The organism is Arthrobacter sp. Y3223065 (assembly GCF_059090885.1).
In genome coordinates this window covers 391,915-410,910 of record NZ_JBNHGC010000001.1, presented here as the reverse complement: position 1 = coordinate 410,910, position 18,996 = coordinate 391,915, and the positions used below count along the sequence as shown (strand labels likewise).

Below are 18,996 nucleotides of genomic sequence, written 5' to 3'. Positions count from 1 at the left end.
TGTCCCGCGCGCCAGCACCCTGACGCGATACATTTGTCCAGTGCCAATCTCTAACGAACATATTGTCTGGATCGACTGCGAAATGACCGGACTGGACCTTGAAGCCGACGCGCTCATCGAGGTCGCCGTCCTGGTGACCGACTCGGAACTCAACATCCTTGGGGAGGGAGTCGACGTCGTCATTAAGCCCACTGCGGAGGCCCTCGCCCAGATGAACGACTTCGTCCGCACCATGCACACCACGTCCAAACTGCTGGACGAGCTCCCGCACGGCATGACGATGGCCGAGGCCGAAGACAAAGTGATGGAATACATCACGGCGTGGGTTCCCGAACCCCGCAAGGCGCAGTTGGCAGGCAATTCCGTTGGCACGGACCGCACCTTCCTGGCCCGCGACATGCCCCGCGTCATTGATCACCTGCACTACCGGATCATCGACGTTTCCACGATCAAGGAGCTCTCGCGCCGCTGGTTCACCCGGGCCTATTTTCAAGCGCCGGCCAAGAGCGGCGGACACCGGGCACTAGGCGACATCAAGGACTCAATCAATGAGCTGCGTTACTACCGGCAGGCCGTCTTCGTCCCCTCCCCCGGCCCGGATTCAGCCACCGCCAAGAAGATCGCCGCAAGCATCGGCGCCAGTTCCGGGGCCTAAGATGTTAGCTGTGCCACTTTACCTGCGGGAATGGCCTAAAGTGGCAAAAGCCAGATGAAAAGCATGTAAACTAGTCTGCGTTGCCTTACTGGTTGGAGACCGGCAGGAACCGCTGGAGCGGGGTCTGTCGGGAGGAACAAGAGGGCACTTGGTGGGTATAGCTCAGCTGGCAGAGCGCCTGGTTGTGGTCCAGGAGGTCGCGGGTTCAATCCCCGTTACTCACCCCGAAGGTCCGGCAGCAGCCGGCAGGCAGAGCCGTCCCGAAGCCGGGGCGGCTCTTCGCATGTCCGGCCCGACGGCGACGCCTCGCGCTGATGGTTAAACAGCGCACGCCCAGGCGAATCATCCTGAGTGAAGGAGAGAAATGACCGTCCGCCCCGTCACTATCACCGGCGAGCCGGTGCTGCACCGCCGTGCAGCCGAGGTTGAGAATTTCGACGACGAGCTCCGCGCGATCATCGATGACATGTTCGAGACGATGGACGAGGCACACGGCGTAGGGCTCGCTGCGCCGCAGATCGGGGTGGGACTGCGAATCTTCACCTATGAATTCGCCAACGACGACGACGTCCCGCCGCGGGGCGTACTGGTCAATCCGACCCTGGTACTCGGCAAGGTCTCGGGCGCGGAACCCGACCCCGACGAGGAAAACGAGGGCTGCCTGTCCGTGCCAGGACACAGCTACCCCCTGAAGCGGGCCGAGTGGGCCCGCGTCCGAGGGTTCGACGCGGACGGCAGCCCGGTGGATTTCGAGGCGACCGGCTGGTTCGCCCGCGTGATGCAGCACGAGTACGACCATTTGGACGGCAAGCTCTACATCGACCGGCTCAATGACCGGTGGGGCAAGCGGGCGCGGAAGAACATCAAGAGGGAAGGCTGGGGCGTTCCCGGCAACACGTGGCTGCCCGGGGTCGATCCGGACCCGTTCGGCCACTAGCCGTCCGCAGCCCTCTGCGCACTGAGGTCCCCAATCCCAGAGGGCGGATCCGGGTCAGCTGTCCGTGAGACTGGACCTATGGTCCTTTTCGCAACGGTGCAGATCTTCCAGCGCGATGTCCCGCAGCCGTTTGAGTTCGTCAACGCGCTTCTCCGTCACATAGCCGCGGGCGTAGGCGTCCTGCGCCGCATCCAGCAGCCGCTGGGCCTCCTTATGATTGACCTGCGCCCGTTCCCAACGCGTCATCTCTACCATGCGGCCATTGTAGGAACGGCGCCGCCGCAAAGCCATAGCGTCAGTGGTTCCGTGGACCGCTTCAACCTTCAGGGCCGTCTGGATCGCGACGAACCGGCCATTAAGCAAGAGTCCCCCAATGCCACCGGCCTCTAAACGGCAGAAGCCGGCGGCATTCGCATGCCGCCGGCTCCGCCGTCGTTATTGCCGAGTAAGGGCGATCAGACCGTCTCGGCCACCGGTTCCAGCACGGCCGGGAAGATCTTCGGGTTGACGCCGGCAATCTCCTCGAGCACGCGGACCACCTGGCAGCTGTAGCCGAATTCGTTGTCGTACCAGACGTAGAGCACGGCGTTCTTGCCGCTGGCAATCGTGGCCAGGCCGTCCACGATCCCCGCACGGCGGGAACCGACGAAATCGGTGGAGACGACCTCGGGAGAGTCGATGTAGTCGATCTGCTTGCGCAGGTCCGAGTTCAGCGACATGCCGCGCAGGTACTCGTTCAGGCTTTCCTTGGTGGCGTCGTGTTCCAGGTTCAGGTTCAGGATGGCCATGGAAACGTCCGGGGTGGGGACGCGGATGGCGTTGCCGGTGAGCTTGCCTTCCAGCTCCGGCAGGGCCTTGGCCACTGCCTTGGCTGCACCGGTCTCGGTCAGCACCATGTTCAGCGCGGCGGAGCGGCCGCGGCGGGAACCCTTGTGGAAGTTGTCGATCAGGTTCTGGTCATTGGTGTAGGAGTGCACCGTTTCCACGTGGCCGTGGGCAATGCCGAACTTATCGTTCAGAGCCTTGAGGACCGGGGTGATGGCGTTGGTGGTGCAGGAGGCGGCGGAGACGATCTTGTCCTCGTCGGTAATGTCCGAGTGGTTCACGCCGTGGACGATGTTCTTCAGGCTGCCCTTGCCCGGAGCGGTGAGGAGCACGCGGGAGACGCCGGGGCACTGCAGGTGCTGGGACAGCCCGGCCTCGTCGCGCCACTTGCCCGTGTTGTCCACGACAATGGCGTCCTTGATGCCGTACTGGGTGTAGTCGACGGACGCCGGGTCGTTGGAGTAGATGAACTGGATCAGGGTGCCGTTGGCCTGGATGGTGTTGTTGTCTTTATCCACGGAGATCGTGCCCTCAAAGGGGCCGTGCACCGAGTCGCGGCGCAGCAGGCTGGCGCGCTTGACCAGGTCGTCGTCGCTGCCCTTGCGGACTACGACGGCGCGCAGGCGCAGGCCGTGGCCGCCGCCGGAGTGGCCCACCAGGATCCGGGCCAGCAGACGGCCGATGCGGCCGAAGCCGTAGAGCACAACGTCGGTGCTGGTGCGCTCGTCGGCGCCGCGCTTGCCGACGATATCGGCCAGCTCGGTGCGCACGAAGTCCTTCAGCTCGGCGCCGTCACCCTCGTTCTTGAACTTCACCAGCAGGCGGGCCAAATCCACGGAACCTGCGCCGAGGTCCAGCTCGCTCATCGCCTGCAGCACGGGGAAGGTCTCTTCCAGCGGCAGTTCGGTGTCATCAATCTGGCGGGCAAAGCGGTGCGCCTTCAGGATGCCCACCACGGACTGGTTGATCAGGCTGCGCCCGTGGATGGAGGTGACTACGTTGTTTTCGCGGTACAAGCGCCCGATCATCGGGATCATCGCTTCGGCAAGTGCCTCGCGGTTGGTCCACGTATCCAGGGCCGACTCTGACATCTGGTTCACAGAATTACCTTCCTACATCAGCCGGGCTCTCCCTCGAGCCCGGTTGTCACCGCCGTGGATTTTCACGACGACGCCGGTTGGCCCGACAGTCTGTCCGGCCACGCGGCACGCCACCGCCAAGTGCCGGCGGGAAGCTTTGTGGATCTGCCCGTTCCCGTCGCCGACTTTCGATCGGCGGCGGCTCACGCCTATCCGTTATCCATTCTAGAGACTACGCGGAGCACGTACGCACCGTTACACGTGAACTGCCTCACAGGGTTGGGGATTGCCGGCCGGCTGGGTCCGCCGCCTCACGCCGACGGCGGTGCTCCCCGCTCAGGGACGCGCCGCCGTCGGCCGTTCGAAGGATCAGGCTTTGAAGATGTCCTGCCGGACGCCCATGATGATTCTGTCCCCGGGGTCCGCGGTCTTGAGGTACCGGACCACGTTCTTGAGGTCCAGTGCGATGCAACCCGCCGTCGGAACGGGGTTGGCGTGCAGGAAAATGGCGAATCCCGCTCCCTGCCTGATAGTTTGCCCCGGCCCGCGGTTGTAGTCGATCACAGCGCCTTGGCGGTAGTCCCCGGTCGGCAGGCGCATGAAAAACCACATGTTCTCGTCCGGCCACCGTTCATAACCCACAGAACCGGCTTCGTAGTACTTGTTGTAGGAGGAGCCGAGCGTACCGGACCATCTGGACCGCTTGTTCAGCTTCTTGTACTTGAGGTCCGTGCCGGGGTTACCCTCACCGAATGCTTCATGGACAGTGAAACTGCCCTGCGGGGACCAGCGGTACTGGGTGTGCCCGGATGCCACTCCCGGGCGTTTGAACCCCTTGAGTCCCACGGTCGCCTTGCCCGTTTTCCATTCCTGCTTGTAGACGGAGCCAACCCGCACGCAGTTGATGAAGCTGGCCTTGGAGGTTCCGTACTTCTCCGCGATGGTGAAGGAAATGCGGTTGGCCCAGCCATGCGCGTAGCGGGTCTTGTTCGCGCCGATCGCCCAGCACTCATTCTTCGGGTACATCACGGCGCCCACCCGAGCCGCCACCAGGGAGCCGCCCTGGAAAACCTGCGTGGTCTTGCCGCTGCGCTTCACGGCGTCCTGCAAGGGGTAGCCCAACGTGCCGTTCTGGCTACCGCGGGCCTTCCAGCTGTAATTCATCTGTGCAGTGAGAATCCTGGCGCCCGTAGAGGGCGAGTACGCGATCGTCCCCTTTTGGAAGAGCTGGACACATCCCTTGGACTTGAGGCCGCACTTCATGTCGGCCGTCGGGTAGCCCAAGGTCCCGCGTTCATATCCTGAAGTCTTGAACTTCTTAAAGATTTGGTGCTGAAGGTCCATGCTTCGAGCACCGGTTTTCGCACTCCAGTAGATGCCGATCCGCTTGGCACTCTTCGAGGACGGCTTGTAGGTACGGACGCACCCGTTGTCCACCAGGCGGCAGTTGAGATCGTTGACCGCAATCAGCTTGAGTAATTTTGCTTTGGCTTCGATGGCCTTTTTGCCGGCGACAATGTGCGGAGGCGTGTAGCTGATGGTGCCTCCCTGGAATCGCTGCGAGGCGCTCTTGTCGGAGGCGACCTTCATGTCTGCGATGGGATAGCCGTACTTGCCGTTTTCGTACTTGGCAGCTTGGAAAGTCTTGTAGATCGCATGTTTGAGATCCACGGCGAAAGCGCCCGTAGCCGCCGACCAGTAGATACCAATCCGCGCCGTCCCGCCGCTGTCCGTGTAGGTGCGGACACAGCCGTTGTCCTTGAGCGTGCAACGGAAGTCATTGACCGGGCTGAGCTTTAAGGCCATGGCCTTCGCGGCGATTGTCTTCTGCCCTGCCGCTACATGCGGTGGCTCTGCCAGCGTCTCATCTGTCTCGGGAGCTTCCTGGGGGGCGCTCTGCTGCACGAGCGCATTAGAACGCTCCCCTGGTGCCTTCTCCGGTTCTGTGGGCAGCACCGACGGTGTCGGGGTTGCGGGAACGTTTGGCTCCTCCGACGCGCCGCTGGATGGGACCGCGGGAGTCGAAGGTGGAGAAGCAATGGTCGTTGGTGTCGGCTCGGGTTCCGGGGTCGTTTCGGCGGGCGGGGCCTCGGTCGGGACGGGGCTTTCGCCATTGTTCGGCATGCTGTCCGGTGTTGGATCAGCGGGAGCGGGCGCTTGGGAAGATTGACTGACCGGTGCCGCCTCGCTGGAAGCGAAGGCGGGCAGGGTCGAGGCGAGCAGCGTCGTGAGGACTGCTGTTGTCAGGCCAACGCGCAACATGGAGCGCAGCGAAGTAGGCGAGAGCGAAGGGCGGTTCATAGTTCCCCCGGCGAGAGATGCAGGCTGGCGATGGAACCAGCTGAGACTGTATCGACCACTGTCGTCTAAGGCCCGCGGAATGTTAGGCGGCATGAATGGACTCGCCATTCCCCCGCGGCGAGGCTGTTTCATTCATGGGCATAGTCGGACGCACCTTAGACTCAACGGGTGAAACGAATGATCGCATGTCTCGCAGGTTTGTTGTTGGCTCTGACCGCCTGCGCTGCTCCCGAAAGACCTACGATGGTGGCCCATCGGGGCGGGGCTCTGGTATACCCCGAATCCTCATCCGAAGCATTCAAAGCCGTGGCGGAGTCCGACTTTCCCATCGAGATGGACTTGCGGGTTCTCGGTGATGGAACTCTGGTCCCCCTCCACGATGAAACGGTGGACAGGACCATGAGCGGCATTGCGGGAGAACCGCGGAGCATCAGGCTCGCTGAGTGGCGCCAGGCTGCGATCCGTCATCCGGCAGGGGGTGCGCCCGGCACACCCACCACTTGGGAGCAAATTGCGGATGAGTACGGCGAGAACCACGTTCTTGTACCGGAAATCAAGGAGTCGGGCATTGATGTGGACGGCTTTGTCGAGTCGATAACCCGCCGCGGCATAGAACAGAACGTCATCGTTCAATCTTTCGACTACGGCCTCGCGACGCGCTTGGCAAACGAAGGACTGAACGTTCTATTTCTCGTTGGCGCGAACGCCGAGATCGATCCGGCGACGGTGAGGGAAGACGGAATCTCACACATCGGTCCGCATAAGGACGTCGACAGCACGAGCATCGCTGCCATGAAGGAAGCCGGATTAACAGTGTGGCCGTGGACTGTGAACGATCCGAAACAAGCAGCTTCGCTGCTGGAGGCAGGGGCCGACGGCGTCTTTACGGACGATCCGTGGATGCTGTCTGAGGCACTCGCAGCCGAGTGATTCCGCAGATGGCGCCAGATGAGAAAGGGACGGGTTGGCCTATGAGCCGGGTTCTGTCACCTGCGGCAGTTGCCCGCCGCCGGGTGGCGATCATCCATCTAGGAGCACCGTTGCCGGTACCCTCAAGCGGCCTACCCGGACACTCGGGCGAGCAGCCCTCGATCGTGCCCTGTCTGACCTTGCTCCGGGTGGGGTTTACCTAGCCGTCCCGGTCGCCCGGGGCGCTGGTGGTCTCTTACACCGCCGTTTCACCCTTACCAGGTCCTGCCGAAGCAGTCCTGGCGGTCTGTTTTCTGTGGCACTTGCCTGCGGGTTTCCCCGAGTGGGCGTTACCCACCACCCTGCCCTGTGGAGCCCGGACTTTCCTCGGCGGACTCATCCTCGCGGACCAGCCCGACGCGATCGCCCAGCCAACCCGTCCCGCCTTCAGGATACGGCCTGCTCCCCCGTCACCCGTAATTCCCGCTTCTGCCGCTTCCCTTCAGGGACGACGGCGGCGGGCAGCCTTTCGTTCGGCCGCGACGCCCGACGGTAGGCTCTTACGGTGCTGATTCTTCTTCCGCCTTCCGAAGGGAAGACCGCTGCCGTCAAGGGACACCCGTTCGACCTGCAGGAACTGCAGTTTCCGGAGCTGAACCCGGCCCGCGAGGAAGTGCTGACCGCCTTGGCCCGCGTCAGCCGGAGCCCGGAGGCTCTCGCCCGTCTGGGCGTGGGAGCCTCGCTGGCTGCGGAGGTGGAACGCAACACCCGGCTGCACGACGAACCCTCCGCCCCGGCGCACACTGTCTACTCCGGTGTGCTCTACGACGCCCTCGGCTACCAATCCATGACCGCGGCACAGAAGCGCAAGGCGGACACCGCCGTCGTCGTCATCTCAGCGTTGTGGGGCGCGATCGGTTTCGCAGACAGCATCCCGGCCTACCGGCTGTCCATGTCCGTGGGCCTGCCGGAAACCGGGAAGCTTGCCTCCTATTGGAAGAAGCGCCTCCCCCAGGCGCTCGACACCCATGCGGAGGGCCACCTGGTGGTGGACTGCCGCTCAAGCACCTACGCCGCCGCTTGGACTCCTGACCCTGCCCGGACGGTAGTGGTCAACGTTTTCCAAGAGCGGAACGGCAAACGCACCGTGGTCTCGCACTTCGCCAAGCACACCCGTGGCGAACTCGCCCGCCACTTGGTGACCAGGCGCGGCAAGGCGCCCGCGACGCCGGCTGCACTGGTGAAGGCAGCACAGGAAGTCTGGGAGGCTGAACTTGTCGAAGGCACGGCCCGCAAGGCGCACGCGCTGAACGTCATCTTGGCCGCCTAGGAATGCGGACCCGGCCTGGCCCTGAAGTACTGGCCCCACCGCCGGGGTTCGATGCCGGTGTCGCCGATAGTTTGCCCCACGTTCACCCAGGCCACGTAGATTCGGTCAGTCCGAGAACGTGAAGCATTGATGGAGGCGTTGGGGTCGCATGTCCGAACGGGAACTAGATTTTGTCCACGGCGGCGTGCTGGTCCAGTACAAGCGGCGCGCGGCGAAGCTGGACCGGCGCCACCTGATCGTCATGTTCGCCGGGGTGGGGGCGCTCGACAGCTACGAGTTTGACGGCCGGGCCTCACAGGACAGTCAGGCACACTGGCTGTGGATCAAGGACAAGTTCGATGGGCAGCACGCATACTACCTGTGCCGGAATATGGACTTTTCCATTGAGCAGGCAGTGGTCGCGTTGATCGATGCAGAGCTGGAGCGGCTGGGGCTGAGCCGGAATGAATGCACGCTGGCGGGTTTTTCCAAGGGCGGGTTCGCTGCGCTGTATCTGGGAATCAAATACGACTTCGGCAATATCCTCGCGAGCGCGCCCCAGATGTACGTCGGCACCCATACGCGCGCCAACCGGCCAAAGATCTTCGCGCACCTGACCGGGGGCGGCGGGCAGGCCGAGATGCAGAAGCTGGACCGGCTGCTGCCCGACGCGGTGGCTGCCGATGTACAGACGGAGAGGAACATCTATGTGCTCAGCTCCCCGCAGGACCAGTTCCACCTGGCGCAGATTGTGCCCGCGCTGCCGCTGTTCGCCAAGTACGCGAACTTCAACTTCATCGAGACAGATTCGGATCTGGTGAACGAGCACACGGATGTGACGCGCTATAACGTACCGCTGATCCTGGCCACGCTCTATGCACTCGCAGAAAACGCGCCGCCGCGCTACGGCACGGTGCGCAACGGGAACCGGCTGGAACCGCAGCTGCGTGCGGACCTGCTGTTGCGGCAGCGGGAGGCGGGCGACGTCGTCGCCAACTTCAGCGGCGCGCGGCTGGCCGGATCGGTGTTCTTTCCGGAGGGGGTGGGGTTCCTGCGCGGGCATGCCACCGGTCAGTGGACGGATCTGGCCAGCACGCTGGTGCTCGCGGGGGAAGACTCCCGACACGAGTTCGCCCTGGGTGGGAACGAGGATGCGGGCATCTCCTTCAGCTACTTCCAACGGGCCTATTGCGATTACCGACTGGCTAGGTTTTCCTCGCGCAAGCACCGGGGCATTGATCTGGGTGGGCTGCCGTCGGGGACGTACGAGGTGTGGCTGCGGCTGGCGGTCCCTGGCCGTGAGGCGGAGCTGCCGCTGGCCTCGGGCACACCGCTGGCGGCCGAATCGCAACTGGACGGGCGGCTGTACCGCTTCCGGACGCGGCCCGGCGGCGCCGTGCTGGATGTACGGCCCGTGCTCGGTACCGCCCCGGCACAGGCGTACTTCCGGCTGCGCACCAGCTGGGCGCGCGGGCCTAGGGTGCATCTGGACGGGGACTACGCCGTGCGCGGTGTGGAAATCCCCCACAGTGAAACCGCCCGCTACTACCTGGTGCTGCACGGGCCCGCCGGCACCCACGCCTTCCCCCTGGCCGCCGGGGGCTTCCGCGGGAACGCGGACGTCTTCGGCGACGCGCTCAGCGATTACTCCGGGGCCCACTTCGGCACCCCCAAGGGCACCGGCGTCGACATCTCGGCGCTGCTGCCGGGAACGTACGAAGTCGCCGTCAGCCTCAGCAGCGCCGGCGGGCTTTACACCCTCCCGGCCGGCAAAACCGTACAGATCCGGGCCGCCGACGCCGCCGGCACCACCGCCACGATGCACGACACCGTACCCGGACCGGCGTCGTTCCGGAGCGGGATTGTCCGCCTCGCGCCGCCGGCGCTCAGGCGGAAGATCAAGCGGAGGCTGTCCCGCCTGATCGTGCGCTGACTAGCCCGTCCCACGCCTTTACCCGCAGCGCCTTGATCGCTACATTGGGCGTTTGCTCGAACGCGTGCGATCCATCGGTGACATGGGGCAAAGGCACTGCTGGCGACAGTACTGGAGGCACCGTGTCCTCGCTTCAGCACCCCATCCGGCGCCCTGCAATAGGGTGATGCAACCCTAAACAAAAAGTGCCCGACCGTCCCTGAGTCGTGCGGGACCGCCGTCAGCTTTCTTGCGAAGGACGTCCCGGCCTGCGCATCGTTTACCCTCAGGATTTCCCCGCCGGAACCGCTCTGTGCTGTGGGAGCTGGCCTCTGGAACGAGTGGAGCGTTGCCAGTGGCTAGCTGCCCCACTCCTCCGAGCGGATCAGGATGCAGCCGGAGTCGGGGCAGAAGACGATGTCGTCCGGTGCGGCCTTGCGGATGTCGGCCAGGTCGCCGGGGCTGAGCTGCATGCCGGAGCCCTCCGACTTGCCGTGGAACAGCCGGGCGGCGCCGATGCCCCGATGCGCAAGGGTCTTTTCGTAGACGGCCAGCAGGGACGCCTCGAAGCTGCCCGCCACCTCCTGGCGTTCCGCGGCGGCAGCGGCACGGTCGCTTTCGATGCCGGCGAGCTCTTCGTCGCGGGCACGCTCCAGGCCGGACAGCTCTTCGCGCAGCTGGTCGTTGGCCTGCTGGTGTTCGGCCTGCCGGGTGCGGAGCCCCTCGAGTCGCTCCATCACTTCCAGCTCCACGTCTTCCAGATCGCTGCGGCGCTTATTCAGCGACACCAGTTCGTGCTGCAGCGCGGTCAGGTCCTTGGGCGAACCCGCTCCGCTGTCCAGGCGTTTCTGGTCGCGTTCGATCCGCGACTGGACGGTTTCGACGTCGCCTTCGGCGCGCTTCAGTTCGCGTTCGGTGTCCGCTATCTCCGTGTTGAGGGCGACTAGCGACGAGTCGGCGGCGGCCAGCTTCTCCACCAGCGCGTCGATGTCGGCGTTCTTGGCGGTGGCTGCAGCGCGGCGGCTCAGTTGCGTGAGCTTGCCGTCCAGTGCCTGCAGGTCGAGCAGCCTCAGTTGCTCGGAAGCCGGTGCCTTCGCCATGTACGTCCTTTCAAAACGCTGCGGAACCGCTGCGGTTCAGCCTCGTCCTAGCCTACAGTCCGGACGGAGGGCTGCTACCCCGGCGTCAGGACGAAATCCCAGGGATCGGTGTTGGTGACGCTGACCTTGACCTCCACCGTGTAGCCCTGGTCCGCCAGGACATTGTCCAGCGCCACGGATGCGGGCGTCAGCCACAGCCATTCGCTGCCGAAATGCGAGACGTCGATGAGGTATGGCCGGCCGTCCACGGCTCCTTCGCGTGCTTCGGACGCCGGGTGGTGGCGCAGGTCGGCCGTGACATAAACGTCCGCCCGCGAGGCCCGGACCTGGTCGAACAGCGAGTCCCCTGCACCGCCGCACACGGCCACGCTGCGGATGATCCCGTTGCGGTCGCCGGCCACCTTCACTCCCCCGGCGACGGCGGGCAGGATGCTGAACACCTGTTCGGCGAACTCGCCCAGTGTTTTGGCTTCGGCCAGCTCCCCCACCCGTCCGATGCCTTCTTCCGGCAAACCGTTGTCCGCGGGTGACAGCGGCCGCACGTCCTGCAGCCCGAGCGCATCGGCCAGCACGTCCGAGACGCCGCCGACGGCGCTGTCCGCGTTGGTGTGAACCGTGACCAAGGCGCAGCCGCTTTCGATCAGCCGGTGCACGGCGTCTCCCTTGAAGCTGGTGGTTGCGACCGAATTGACCGGCTTCAGCAGCAGCGGGTGGTGCGTGAGCAGCAGGTCGGCACCCCACTCGATGGCCTCGGCGATCACGTCGGTTGTCGGGTCCACGGCGAACATGATCTTCTGCACTTCGGCCGAGGGCCTGCCGACGACGGGGCCCACAGCGTCCCATGGCTCGGCCAGCGATTCGGGCCAGAGCTCCTCGATGGCCAGCAGCACATCGCCCAGGACCGGCGTCTTCGGCCGCGCTTCGTCCTGCACGGAGGTTTCGGTTCCCTCGGAGGCTTCGGTTCCTGCGGGGACTTGGGTTTTTTCGCCTTCGGTTCCCGCGGGGGCTTTGGTGCCTTCGGGGGCTTCGGCATCCCCGGTGCGGAGCTGTTCGTCGTCGACCATGAATCCTTTTCTACCCCATCCGCGGTGGTCCGCCCACCAGCCACCGCCCACGTTCGCCGCCCGGGAACATTCGAGGGGTCCGTGACATTGTTAAGCCATGAAGACTTTTGTGCTTGGCGGTGGGTGCTTTTGGTGCCTGGACGCGGTCTACAACAGGACGCGCGGTGTCACGGAGGTGGTTTCCGGCTACACCGGCGGCCACCTGAAGAATCCCTCCTACGAGGCGGTCTGTTCCGGAACGACCGGGCACGCAGAGGTGGTCGCCGTGACGTTCGACGAAACGGTGGTGCCCGAAGACGTCATCCTGGGAATGTTCTTCGCCTCACACAACCCCACCACCCTGAACCGCCAGGGCTACGACGTCGGGACGCAGTACCGCTCGTCGATGTTCTACGTCGACGACGAACAGAAGCAGACTTTCGAAGCCGCCATCGAGCGCGCGCAGGCGGACTGGGAGGACCCCATCGTGACCGAGGTTGTGCGGCTGCCCGAGTTCTACCCGGCGGAGGACTATCACCAGAACTTCTACGCCAAGCATCCCGACGCCGGCTACTGCCAGGTGATCATCAATCCCAAGCTGGCCAAGGCCCGAAAATATTACGCCGAATGGCTCTCCGCTTAGCTCACGGCTCGCCGCGCTGACTAGTGTGGAAGAAGTTTTGTTACTCCCATCTGTAACGGCCCGACGGCCAGAAGGCAGGAAAACATGGCCCCGATTTACGACGACGTTACCCAGGTTGTGGGGCGCACCCCGCTGGTGCGCCTGAACCGGCTCACCGAGGGCCTGGAGGCCCAAATCGCCGTGAAGCTGGAGTTCTACAACCCGGCCAACTCGGTCAAGGACAGGATTGGCGTGGCCATCGTCGACGCCGCCGAAAAGGCCGGTGCGCTGAAGCCGGGCGGGACCATCGTGGAGGGCACCTCCGGCAACACCGGCATCGCGCTGGCCATGGTCGGTGCGGCCCGCGGCTACAAGGTGATCCTGACCATGCCGGAGACCATGTCCACCGAGCGGCGCGTCATGCTGCGCGCCTTCGGTGCCGAAATCGTGCTGACCCCCGGTTCCGAGGGCATGCGCGGCGCGGTCGAAAAGGCCAAGGAGATCGTGGCCAACACCGAGAACTCCATCTGGGCCCAGCAGTTCGCCAATGAGGCCAACCCGCTGATCCACCGCACCACCACCGGCGAGGAAATCTGGGCCGACACCGATGGCCAGGTCGACATCCTGGTGGCCGGCATCGGCACCGGCGGCACCATCACCGGCGCCGGCGGCCTGCTGAAGGAGCGCAAGCCCGGCGTCCAGATCATCGCCGTCGAGCCGGAAGACTCCCCCATCCTCACCGGCGGCAATCCTGGCCCACACAAGATCCAGGGCCTGGGCGCCAACTTCGTGCCGGAGGTACTGAACACCAGCGTTTACGACGAGGTGCTGGACGCGCCGACGTCGGCGTCCGTCGCCGTTGCCCGCGATCTGGGCATCAAGGAAGGCATCCTCGGCGGCATCTCCTCGGGCGCGGCCGTGTGGGCGGCGCTGGAAGTGGCGAAGCGTCCGGAGAACGCCGGTAAGCTGATCGTGGCCGTGGTGCCCGACTTCGGTGAGCGCTACATTTCCACGATCCTGTACGACGACATCCGCGGCTAACCAGCTTCCTTGCCGCCGAGCGGCGATGTCCGATCAGAAAGAGCACATGGGTTTCCTAGCGCGACTGCGTGAAGACCTCGAGGCCGCCCGGTCGCACGACCCGGCGGCCCGGGGCCGCGTGGAGAATTTCCTGGCCTACTCCGGGCTGCACGCCATCTGGATCCACCGGCTGACACACAGGATGTGGGCCAACCCGTCGCTGCGGCTGCCGGCCCGGCTGATCTCGCAGGCGGGACGCTTCCTGACCGGCATCGAGATCCATCCCGGCGCGACCATCGGCCGCCGGTTCTTCATTGACCACGGCATGGGCGTGGTGATCGGCGAGACCGCCGAAATCGGCGAAGACGTGATGCTCTACCACGGCGTCACGCTCGGCGGCCGCTCGCTGGACAAGGTCAAGCGCCACCCCACCATCGGCGATCGGGTGGTCATCGGTGCCGGCGCCAAAGTGCTCGGTCCCGTGGTCATCGGTGCTGACAGCGCCGTGGGCGCCAACGCCGTTGTGGTCAAGGACGCTCCGCCAGAATCGATCATCACGGGCATCCCTGCCACCTTCCGGCACCGCGATCCACAGCGCGAAACCAAACCCGCCGTAGACCCGGCCGAATACATCGACCCGGCGATGTGGATCTAACGTCCACTGCTGCCTGATAAACGTTGAACCTGACGAGAGGACAAGCCGTGGGCGAATCGATCCGCATCGGCATAGCCGGCTACGGAAACCTGGGCCGCGGCGTGGAGGCCGCGGTGGCCAAAAACCCCGACATGGAACTGGCCGGGGTCTTCACCCGCCGGTCCCCCGCAGACCTTGCCACCCTGCGCAAGGAGACTGCCGTGTTTGCCATGGACGAGCTCCCCGCCCACGAAGACAGCATCGACGTGCTGATCCTGTGCGGCGGTTCCAAGGAGGACCTCCCGCAGCAGGGACCGGTCATGGCGGCCCGCTTCAACACGGTGGACAGTTTCGACACGCACGCCCGCATCCCGGAATACTTCGACGCCGTTGACGCGCCGGCGCGTGCCTCCAGCAAGACGGCGCTGATATCCGCCGGGTGGGACCCCGGCATGTTTTCCATCAACCGGGTTTATGGCGAAGCCCTCCTGCCCGACGGCGACACCTACACCTTCTGGGGCCGCGGACTGAGCCAGGGGCACTCCGACGCCGTCCGCCGGGTACCCGGTGTCGCAGCCGGCGTGCAGTACACCTCCCCATCGGAAGCCGCCATCGAGCAGGTGCGCGACGGCAGCCGTCCGCAACTGGAGACGCGGCAGAAGCACACCCGTGAATGCTTCGTCGTGCTTGCCGACGGCGCCGACGCCGACGCAGTCCGCGAGGCCATCGTGACCATGCCGCACTACTTTGACCAGTACGATACCGAGGTCCATTTCATCTCGGCCGAAGAACTGGCCCGCGACCACAGCGCCATGCCGCACGGCGGGATGACCATCCGCAGCGGCAACACCAGCGCCGAACACGCTCAGGTCATCGAATACGGACTCACGCTGGAGAGCAACCCGGAGTTCACGGCCAGCGTCCTGGTGGCCTACGCCCGGGCCGTGCACCGCCTGCACCAGCAGGGCCGGTTCGGCGCCGTGACCGTCTTCGACGTTCCACCCGGACTGCTCTCGCCCAAATCGGCGGCCGAACTGCGAGCCGAACTGCTGTAGAACTCGTCGCGGTCGGCCGGTTTGCTCGACCACCCCTAAGAGGCCTCTCTGCATGGCGCAGAGGGGCCTCTCGCCATCTGTCTGGGTTTCTCGCGCCCCGATGACGCCGTTGACTGCTTATGCCTAATGATTAGGTATTATTCGGATAACTCCTCAACTTGACGAGGAGCTTTCTCTTCCGTCTGCTCTGTTTTCATTCCTGTTGGGGGAAATTCTTGAAAAGGCTACTTCAGCGCGCCGTTACAGTTTCAATGGCCGCTCTTTTATTCACTGCACCGATAGCACTCGCTCCAGCTCAGGCGAACCCAGTCACCGTTACCGTCACTTCAACGACAGCGGTCTCCACGGCAGTCGCGAAGGCAACGATCACGGGTTCTCCAAAGTCCTCAACCGTGGCCAGCGGCAAAACCCATAGCTTCAAAGTCAAGGCCGTCGGCAGCAAACTCAGGTATCAATGGCAGGTCAAGAAACCTAAGTCCAATAACTGGGTCAAAGCCACCGGCTCTTCTGCAAAAACCCACACTCTCAAGGTCAAGGCCACGACTAGCCTTAATGGCGCACAGTACCGCGTCCTCGTCTCCAACTCTCGCTCGACAATCACTTCGAGGAGCGCCACGCTCACCGTTGTCACCTCACCTAGGATCACGACTCAGCCCAAGAATGTGACCACTCCTGCCCAATCGAAGGTAACCCTTTCGGTCATAGCGAGCGGCGGAGCCATGTCATACCAGTGGCAGCGTAAGGCAGGATCTAAATGGGCGAACATTTCCACGGGCACCAAGTCAACCCACTCCTTCACAGCTCCCTCCGGGCAGTCAGTAAATGAGTACCGGGCCATAGCGGGCAACAAGGCCGGAAAAGCGACTTCCAACAGCGTGAAGGTCACGACCGTCGTCAAACCGACGGTGAAGATCCCGCGTTCAATTCAGACCACCACGGGGAAATCCGTCACTATCAAGAGCCAAGCCACGGGTGGGTCCCTGTCCTACGCATGGGAACGTGAGGTCGAAGGAACCGACGGCAGGGTCTCTTGGAAGAGGATTTTGGGAGCAACAAGCGCGAACTACACATTTACCGCACGGTCGAAGAACGAACTGGATACCTACCGAGTCGTAGTCACGAACAAAGCCGGGAAAGCCACGTCAGCTGAAACGGTGCTGTTTGTGCGATCAACGAGGCAAGACCCCTTCGCTATCGACAAGATATTCACCTTGCCTGACTGGACGGTGCTGTTCTTCGAACCACGTCAATACCCGAGCAACACAGAGTCTGGAAAAGTGGACCTCTATGTAGAACTGCTCCTGGGTAACAGCAGCGATTCCATCTTGGACCCCGCCGACTGGATCGTCGTGGAATACATCGGGGGCGACGGGAACATCTACAACGACTCCGGGTACACGGTAGAAGATTCCTACCTCGATATGGGGCCACTGCTTCCCGCGGAAGTAGACGTTGAATCCTCCATCGGTTACGGAGTCGTGTTTGCCGATGTCCCGGCCGCTGCAGTCAAGGGCGGAGTCTGGCGCATCACGGATTCGTACGACGGGTCCGTTGAGTACGTCAAGGGATTCTAGAGAAATATCAATCACTATCCCCGTGATGAAGAATCCATAACCAGAACCCTTCAGGAACGGTATTCCTCAAACACGGCTCATTCGAGATGGGTTGTTGCGATTCTGCAACAACCCATCTCTCCTTCTCCCCGCCGCAGAGCGTCCAGATCCCATGCAATCGGCTGCAGGACAGCGTCTGGTGGGCGACGACGCTGGGCAATATTGGCCGATGCCTGAGCATTTTGCTCGTACGATTAACCTGTAATCATTTTGGTTCCGGCTCCGTCCGGGAAAGTTGGGGAAATTGAAACTCGCACCTTATGTGCGTGGCGCCGCTGTGTTCGCAGCCGCTGCCTCGCTCCTTCTAAGCTCCGTCACTGCCGCAACCGCGGCTCCGGTCCAGGCCGTTACAGCGGTGACTGGTACCGCCGTTCAGGCGACGGTCTCGACGCCTGCGCCCGAGACGAGCGTGGCGATCAAAAATATCGGCAGCCCGGTTGCCCCGGTCAACGGCACTGCCACGGTGAAGCCCACAGTTGCTGCCACCGGCTGGGTCGCCGTTACAGCCAAGACCATCACGGTCAAGCAAAGCAACAAGACTGTGCTCAAGAACAAGAAGAGCGCGAAGCTCAAGGCCGGAACCTACTCGGTGGCCACAACCGTGAAGTACAAGACGTACACAGAAGTGGACGGCCAGCGCGTCTACTCGAAGCTCAAGACGACGTCGAAGACACAAAAGCTCGTGGTCCGCACTGCAGTGGCGCTGAAGACCATTGCGGGCAAGAAGGCTCCTTATAACGGCACGGCGACCATCAAGCCGAATGTTTCGTCTGCCAAGGGCGTGAAAGTCGTGTCCAAGACGCTGACGGTGAAAGCCGGCAGTAAGACCGTAGCCAAGAACAAGAAGTCGGTATCCTTGCGGGCCGGCAAGTATAAAGTCACCACGACGGTGAAGTACCGGTTGCCGTCGTCGACCTACACGCGCACTGCGACGAAGGGCCAGTGGCTGACGATCAAGGCCGGCACGAAGCCCAGCAGTGTTGCCGCCTCCGGACAGAACTGCCCCGCTGGCTACCCGATCAAGGGCAACCATAGTTCTTCCGGGGAATGGATCTACCATGTACCGGGCGGTGGCTACTACTCGCGCACTAGCCCCGAAGAGTGCTTCGCCACCGAGGGTGCAGCTCGGGCTGCCGGCTACCGCGCTTCAAAGCGATAGCAGGACGGAAACCTGAAAAATCGGCCCCTCCTCAAGTATCCGAGGAGGGGCCGATTTCCGCTTAACCACGCGGATTTCGCCCGTCGATTATGCGGTTCCACGAGCGTCCCGCCCTGTTGCGAGGCCCGGGGCATCGATAAACTCGCCCCAGGCACCAGACCGGGAAGGCAAGCAACACATGTATCAGGAAAACGCTCAGAGATTACGGGCCCTGCTGCGGCGCGAGAAGGATGAATACACCCACGGAGAGCACCGGCCGCTGGGCTCATTCCTGTTGCTGATGGGCGTCCACGGCGCAGGACTGGCCTTGGGGACAGCCGCCGTTCGCCGCTCCCGCCGTACCCTGCCGGACGCACCCCGGTGGAGCGACCTGGCGCTGATCGCCATTGCCACGCACAAGCTCTCCCGGCTGCTGACCAAGGCCCCGGTCACCAGCCCGCTGCGGGCCCCCTTCACTACCTTCGAAGGGCAAAGCGGAGCAGCCGAACTGGCCGAAGACGTACGCGGCACCGGGCCACGGAAAGCCATCGGCGAACTACTCACGTGCCCGTTCTGCCTGGGCCAATGGGTGGCCAGCGGCTTCATCTTCGGCCTGCTACTGGCTCCGAAACCAACCCGCTGGACCGCCGCCCTGTTCAGCGCCGAATTCGGGGCCGACCTCCTCCAGTTCTTCTACTCGAAGGTGCAGAAGTCGGCGGCATGATCTCCGACGAATCGCTCCCGGCCTCCTGAGTCCCGAACGAAAGCGGGATAAGCCGCAGGAGCCCCCAACCTCAAAAATCGGTTGGGGGCTCCGGGAATTCCTCAAGCGGCTGTCCGCCGT

17 protein-coding genes, 1 tRNA gene and 1 other RNA gene are annotated in these 18,996 nt (G+C 63.7%); 13 read left to right on the top strand and 6 right to left on the bottom strand.

From position 1 onward, the window contains the following. Window positions 1-40 precede the first annotated feature (40 nt). The 3 genes from orn to def all read left to right on the top strand — a co-directional run bounded on the left by orn (window position 41) and on the right by def (window position 1,592). Window positions 41-655, top strand: a complete 615-nt coding sequence (gene orn / locus AC5RUK_RS01880; protein ID WP_494151234.1) for an oligoribonuclease — start codon at window positions 41-43, stop codon at window positions 653-655. Between the two features lie 151 nt (window positions 656-806). Further along, window positions 807-879 (top strand) — tRNA-His (locus AC5RUK_RS01875). Window positions 880-1,019: 140 nt separating this feature from the next. Beyond that, window positions 1,020-1,592 carry a peptide deformylase gene (gene def, locus AC5RUK_RS01870; protein ID WP_494108443.1) on the top strand — a complete coding sequence of 191 codons (573 nt, stop codon included), beginning with the start codon at window positions 1,020-1,022 and terminating at the stop codon, window positions 1,590-1,592. 54 nt (window positions 1,593-1,646) lie between these two features. Here def and AC5RUK_RS01865 read toward each other — a convergent pair whose 3' ends face one another. The 3 genes from AC5RUK_RS01865 to AC5RUK_RS01855 all read right to left on the bottom strand — a co-directional run bounded on the left by AC5RUK_RS01865 (window position 1,647) and on the right by AC5RUK_RS01855 (window position 5,929). After that, window positions 1,647-1,847: a hypothetical protein gene (locus tag AC5RUK_RS01865; protein WP_494108444.1), complete on the bottom strand. Its 201-nt coding sequence runs from the start codon at window positions 1,845-1,847 to the stop codon at window positions 1,647-1,649. Between the two features lie 200 nt (window positions 1,848-2,047). Further along, window positions 2,048-3,508: a glyceraldehyde-3-phosphate dehydrogenase gene (locus AC5RUK_RS01860; protein ID WP_494108683.1), complete on the bottom strand. Its 1,461-nt coding sequence runs from the start codon at window positions 3,506-3,508 to the stop codon at window positions 2,048-2,050. 357 nt (window positions 3,509-3,865) lie between these two features. Next, window positions 3,866-5,929, bottom strand: coding sequence for a L,D-transpeptidase family protein (locus tag AC5RUK_RS01855; protein WP_494151233.1), 2,064 nt, complete (start codon window positions 5,927-5,929; stop codon window positions 3,866-3,868). Window positions 5,930-5,974: 45 nt separating this feature from the next. On the opposite strand from AC5RUK_RS01855, the gene AC5RUK_RS01850 reads away from it, so the two are divergent. Beyond that, on the top strand, window positions 5,975-6,727 hold the full coding sequence (locus tag AC5RUK_RS01850; RefSeq protein ID WP_494151528.1) for a glycerophosphodiester phosphodiesterase: 753 nt from the start codon (window positions 5,975-5,977) through the stop codon (window positions 6,725-6,727). Between the two features lie 26 nt (window positions 6,728-6,753). Here the strand turns inward: AC5RUK_RS01850 and rnpB are convergent. After that, an RNA gene (rnpB, locus tag AC5RUK_RS01845) (RNase P RNA component class A) lies at window positions 6,754-7,145 on the bottom strand. Window positions 7,146-7,271: 126 nt separating this feature from the next. Here rnpB and AC5RUK_RS01840 point away from each other — a divergent pair. Together AC5RUK_RS01840 and AC5RUK_RS01835 are read left to right on the top strand one after the other, a co-directional pair. Then, the gene (locus tag AC5RUK_RS01840; RefSeq protein ID WP_494151232.1) at window positions 7,272-8,036 is read left to right on the top strand and encodes a YaaA family protein; all 765 of its coding nucleotides are present in this window, start codon (window positions 7,272-7,274) and stop codon (window positions 8,034-8,036) included. A gap of 148 nt (window positions 8,037-8,184) precedes the next feature. Beyond that, window positions 8,185-9,948 carry a hypothetical protein gene (locus AC5RUK_RS01835; RefSeq protein WP_494151231.1) on the top strand — a complete coding sequence of 588 codons (1,764 nt, stop codon included), beginning with the start codon at window positions 8,185-8,187 and terminating at the stop codon, window positions 9,946-9,948. Between the two features lie 338 nt (window positions 9,949-10,286). On the opposite strand, the gene AC5RUK_RS01830 is transcribed toward AC5RUK_RS01835, so the two are convergent. Continuing rightward, window positions 10,287-11,027, bottom strand: a complete 741-nt coding sequence (locus AC5RUK_RS01830) for a zinc ribbon domain-containing protein (protein ID WP_493986994.1) — start codon at window positions 11,025-11,027, stop codon at window positions 10,287-10,289. Between the two features lie 74 nt (window positions 11,028-11,101). After that, the gene (locus AC5RUK_RS01825; RefSeq protein WP_493986993.1) at window positions 11,102-12,091 is read right to left on the bottom strand and encodes a Nif3-like dinuclear metal center hexameric protein; all 990 of its coding nucleotides are present in this window, start codon (window positions 12,089-12,091) and stop codon (window positions 11,102-11,104) included. A gap of 97 nt (window positions 12,092-12,188) precedes the next feature. On the opposite strand from AC5RUK_RS01825, the gene msrA reads away from it, so the two are divergent. The 7 genes from msrA to AC5RUK_RS01790 all read left to right on the top strand — a co-directional run bounded on the left by msrA (window position 12,189) and on the right by AC5RUK_RS01790 (window position 18,876). Beyond that, a complete protein-coding gene (gene msrA, locus AC5RUK_RS01820; RefSeq protein ID WP_494151230.1) occupies window positions 12,189-12,713 on the top strand; it encodes a peptide-methionine (S)-S-oxide reductase MsrA in 525 nt (174 codons plus the stop codon). A gap of 84 nt (window positions 12,714-12,797) precedes the next feature. Next, window positions 12,798-13,733, top strand: coding sequence for a cysteine synthase A (gene cysK, locus AC5RUK_RS01815; RefSeq protein ID WP_493986991.1), 936 nt, complete (start codon window positions 12,798-12,800; stop codon window positions 13,731-13,733). A gap of 46 nt (window positions 13,734-13,779) precedes the next feature. Further along, complete coding sequence (gene epsC, locus AC5RUK_RS01810; protein WP_493986990.1) at window positions 13,780-14,367, top strand: serine O-acetyltransferase EpsC; 588 nt, start codon at window positions 13,780-13,782, stop codon at window positions 14,365-14,367. A 47-nt stretch (window positions 14,368-14,414) separates the two neighbouring features. After that, window positions 14,415-15,401 carry a diaminopimelate dehydrogenase gene (locus AC5RUK_RS01805; protein ID WP_493986989.1) on the top strand — a complete coding sequence of 329 codons (987 nt, stop codon included), beginning with the start codon at window positions 14,415-14,417 and terminating at the stop codon, window positions 15,399-15,401. Window positions 15,402-15,652: 251 nt separating this feature from the next. Continuing rightward, a complete protein-coding gene (locus tag AC5RUK_RS01800) occupies window positions 15,653-16,975 on the top strand; it encodes a hypothetical protein (protein WP_494151229.1) in 1,323 nt (440 codons plus the stop codon). Between the two features lie 394 nt (window positions 16,976-17,369). Beyond that, entirely contained in the window at window positions 17,370-18,173 is an 804-nt protein-coding gene (locus AC5RUK_RS01795; RefSeq protein ID WP_494151228.1) for a sunset domain-containing protein, read from the top strand. Between the two features lie 178 nt (window positions 18,174-18,351). Next, complete coding sequence (locus AC5RUK_RS01790) at window positions 18,352-18,876, top strand: DUF1360 domain-containing protein (RefSeq protein WP_494151227.1); 525 nt, start codon at window positions 18,352-18,354, stop codon at window positions 18,874-18,876. Window positions 18,877-18,996 lie beyond the last annotated feature (120 nt).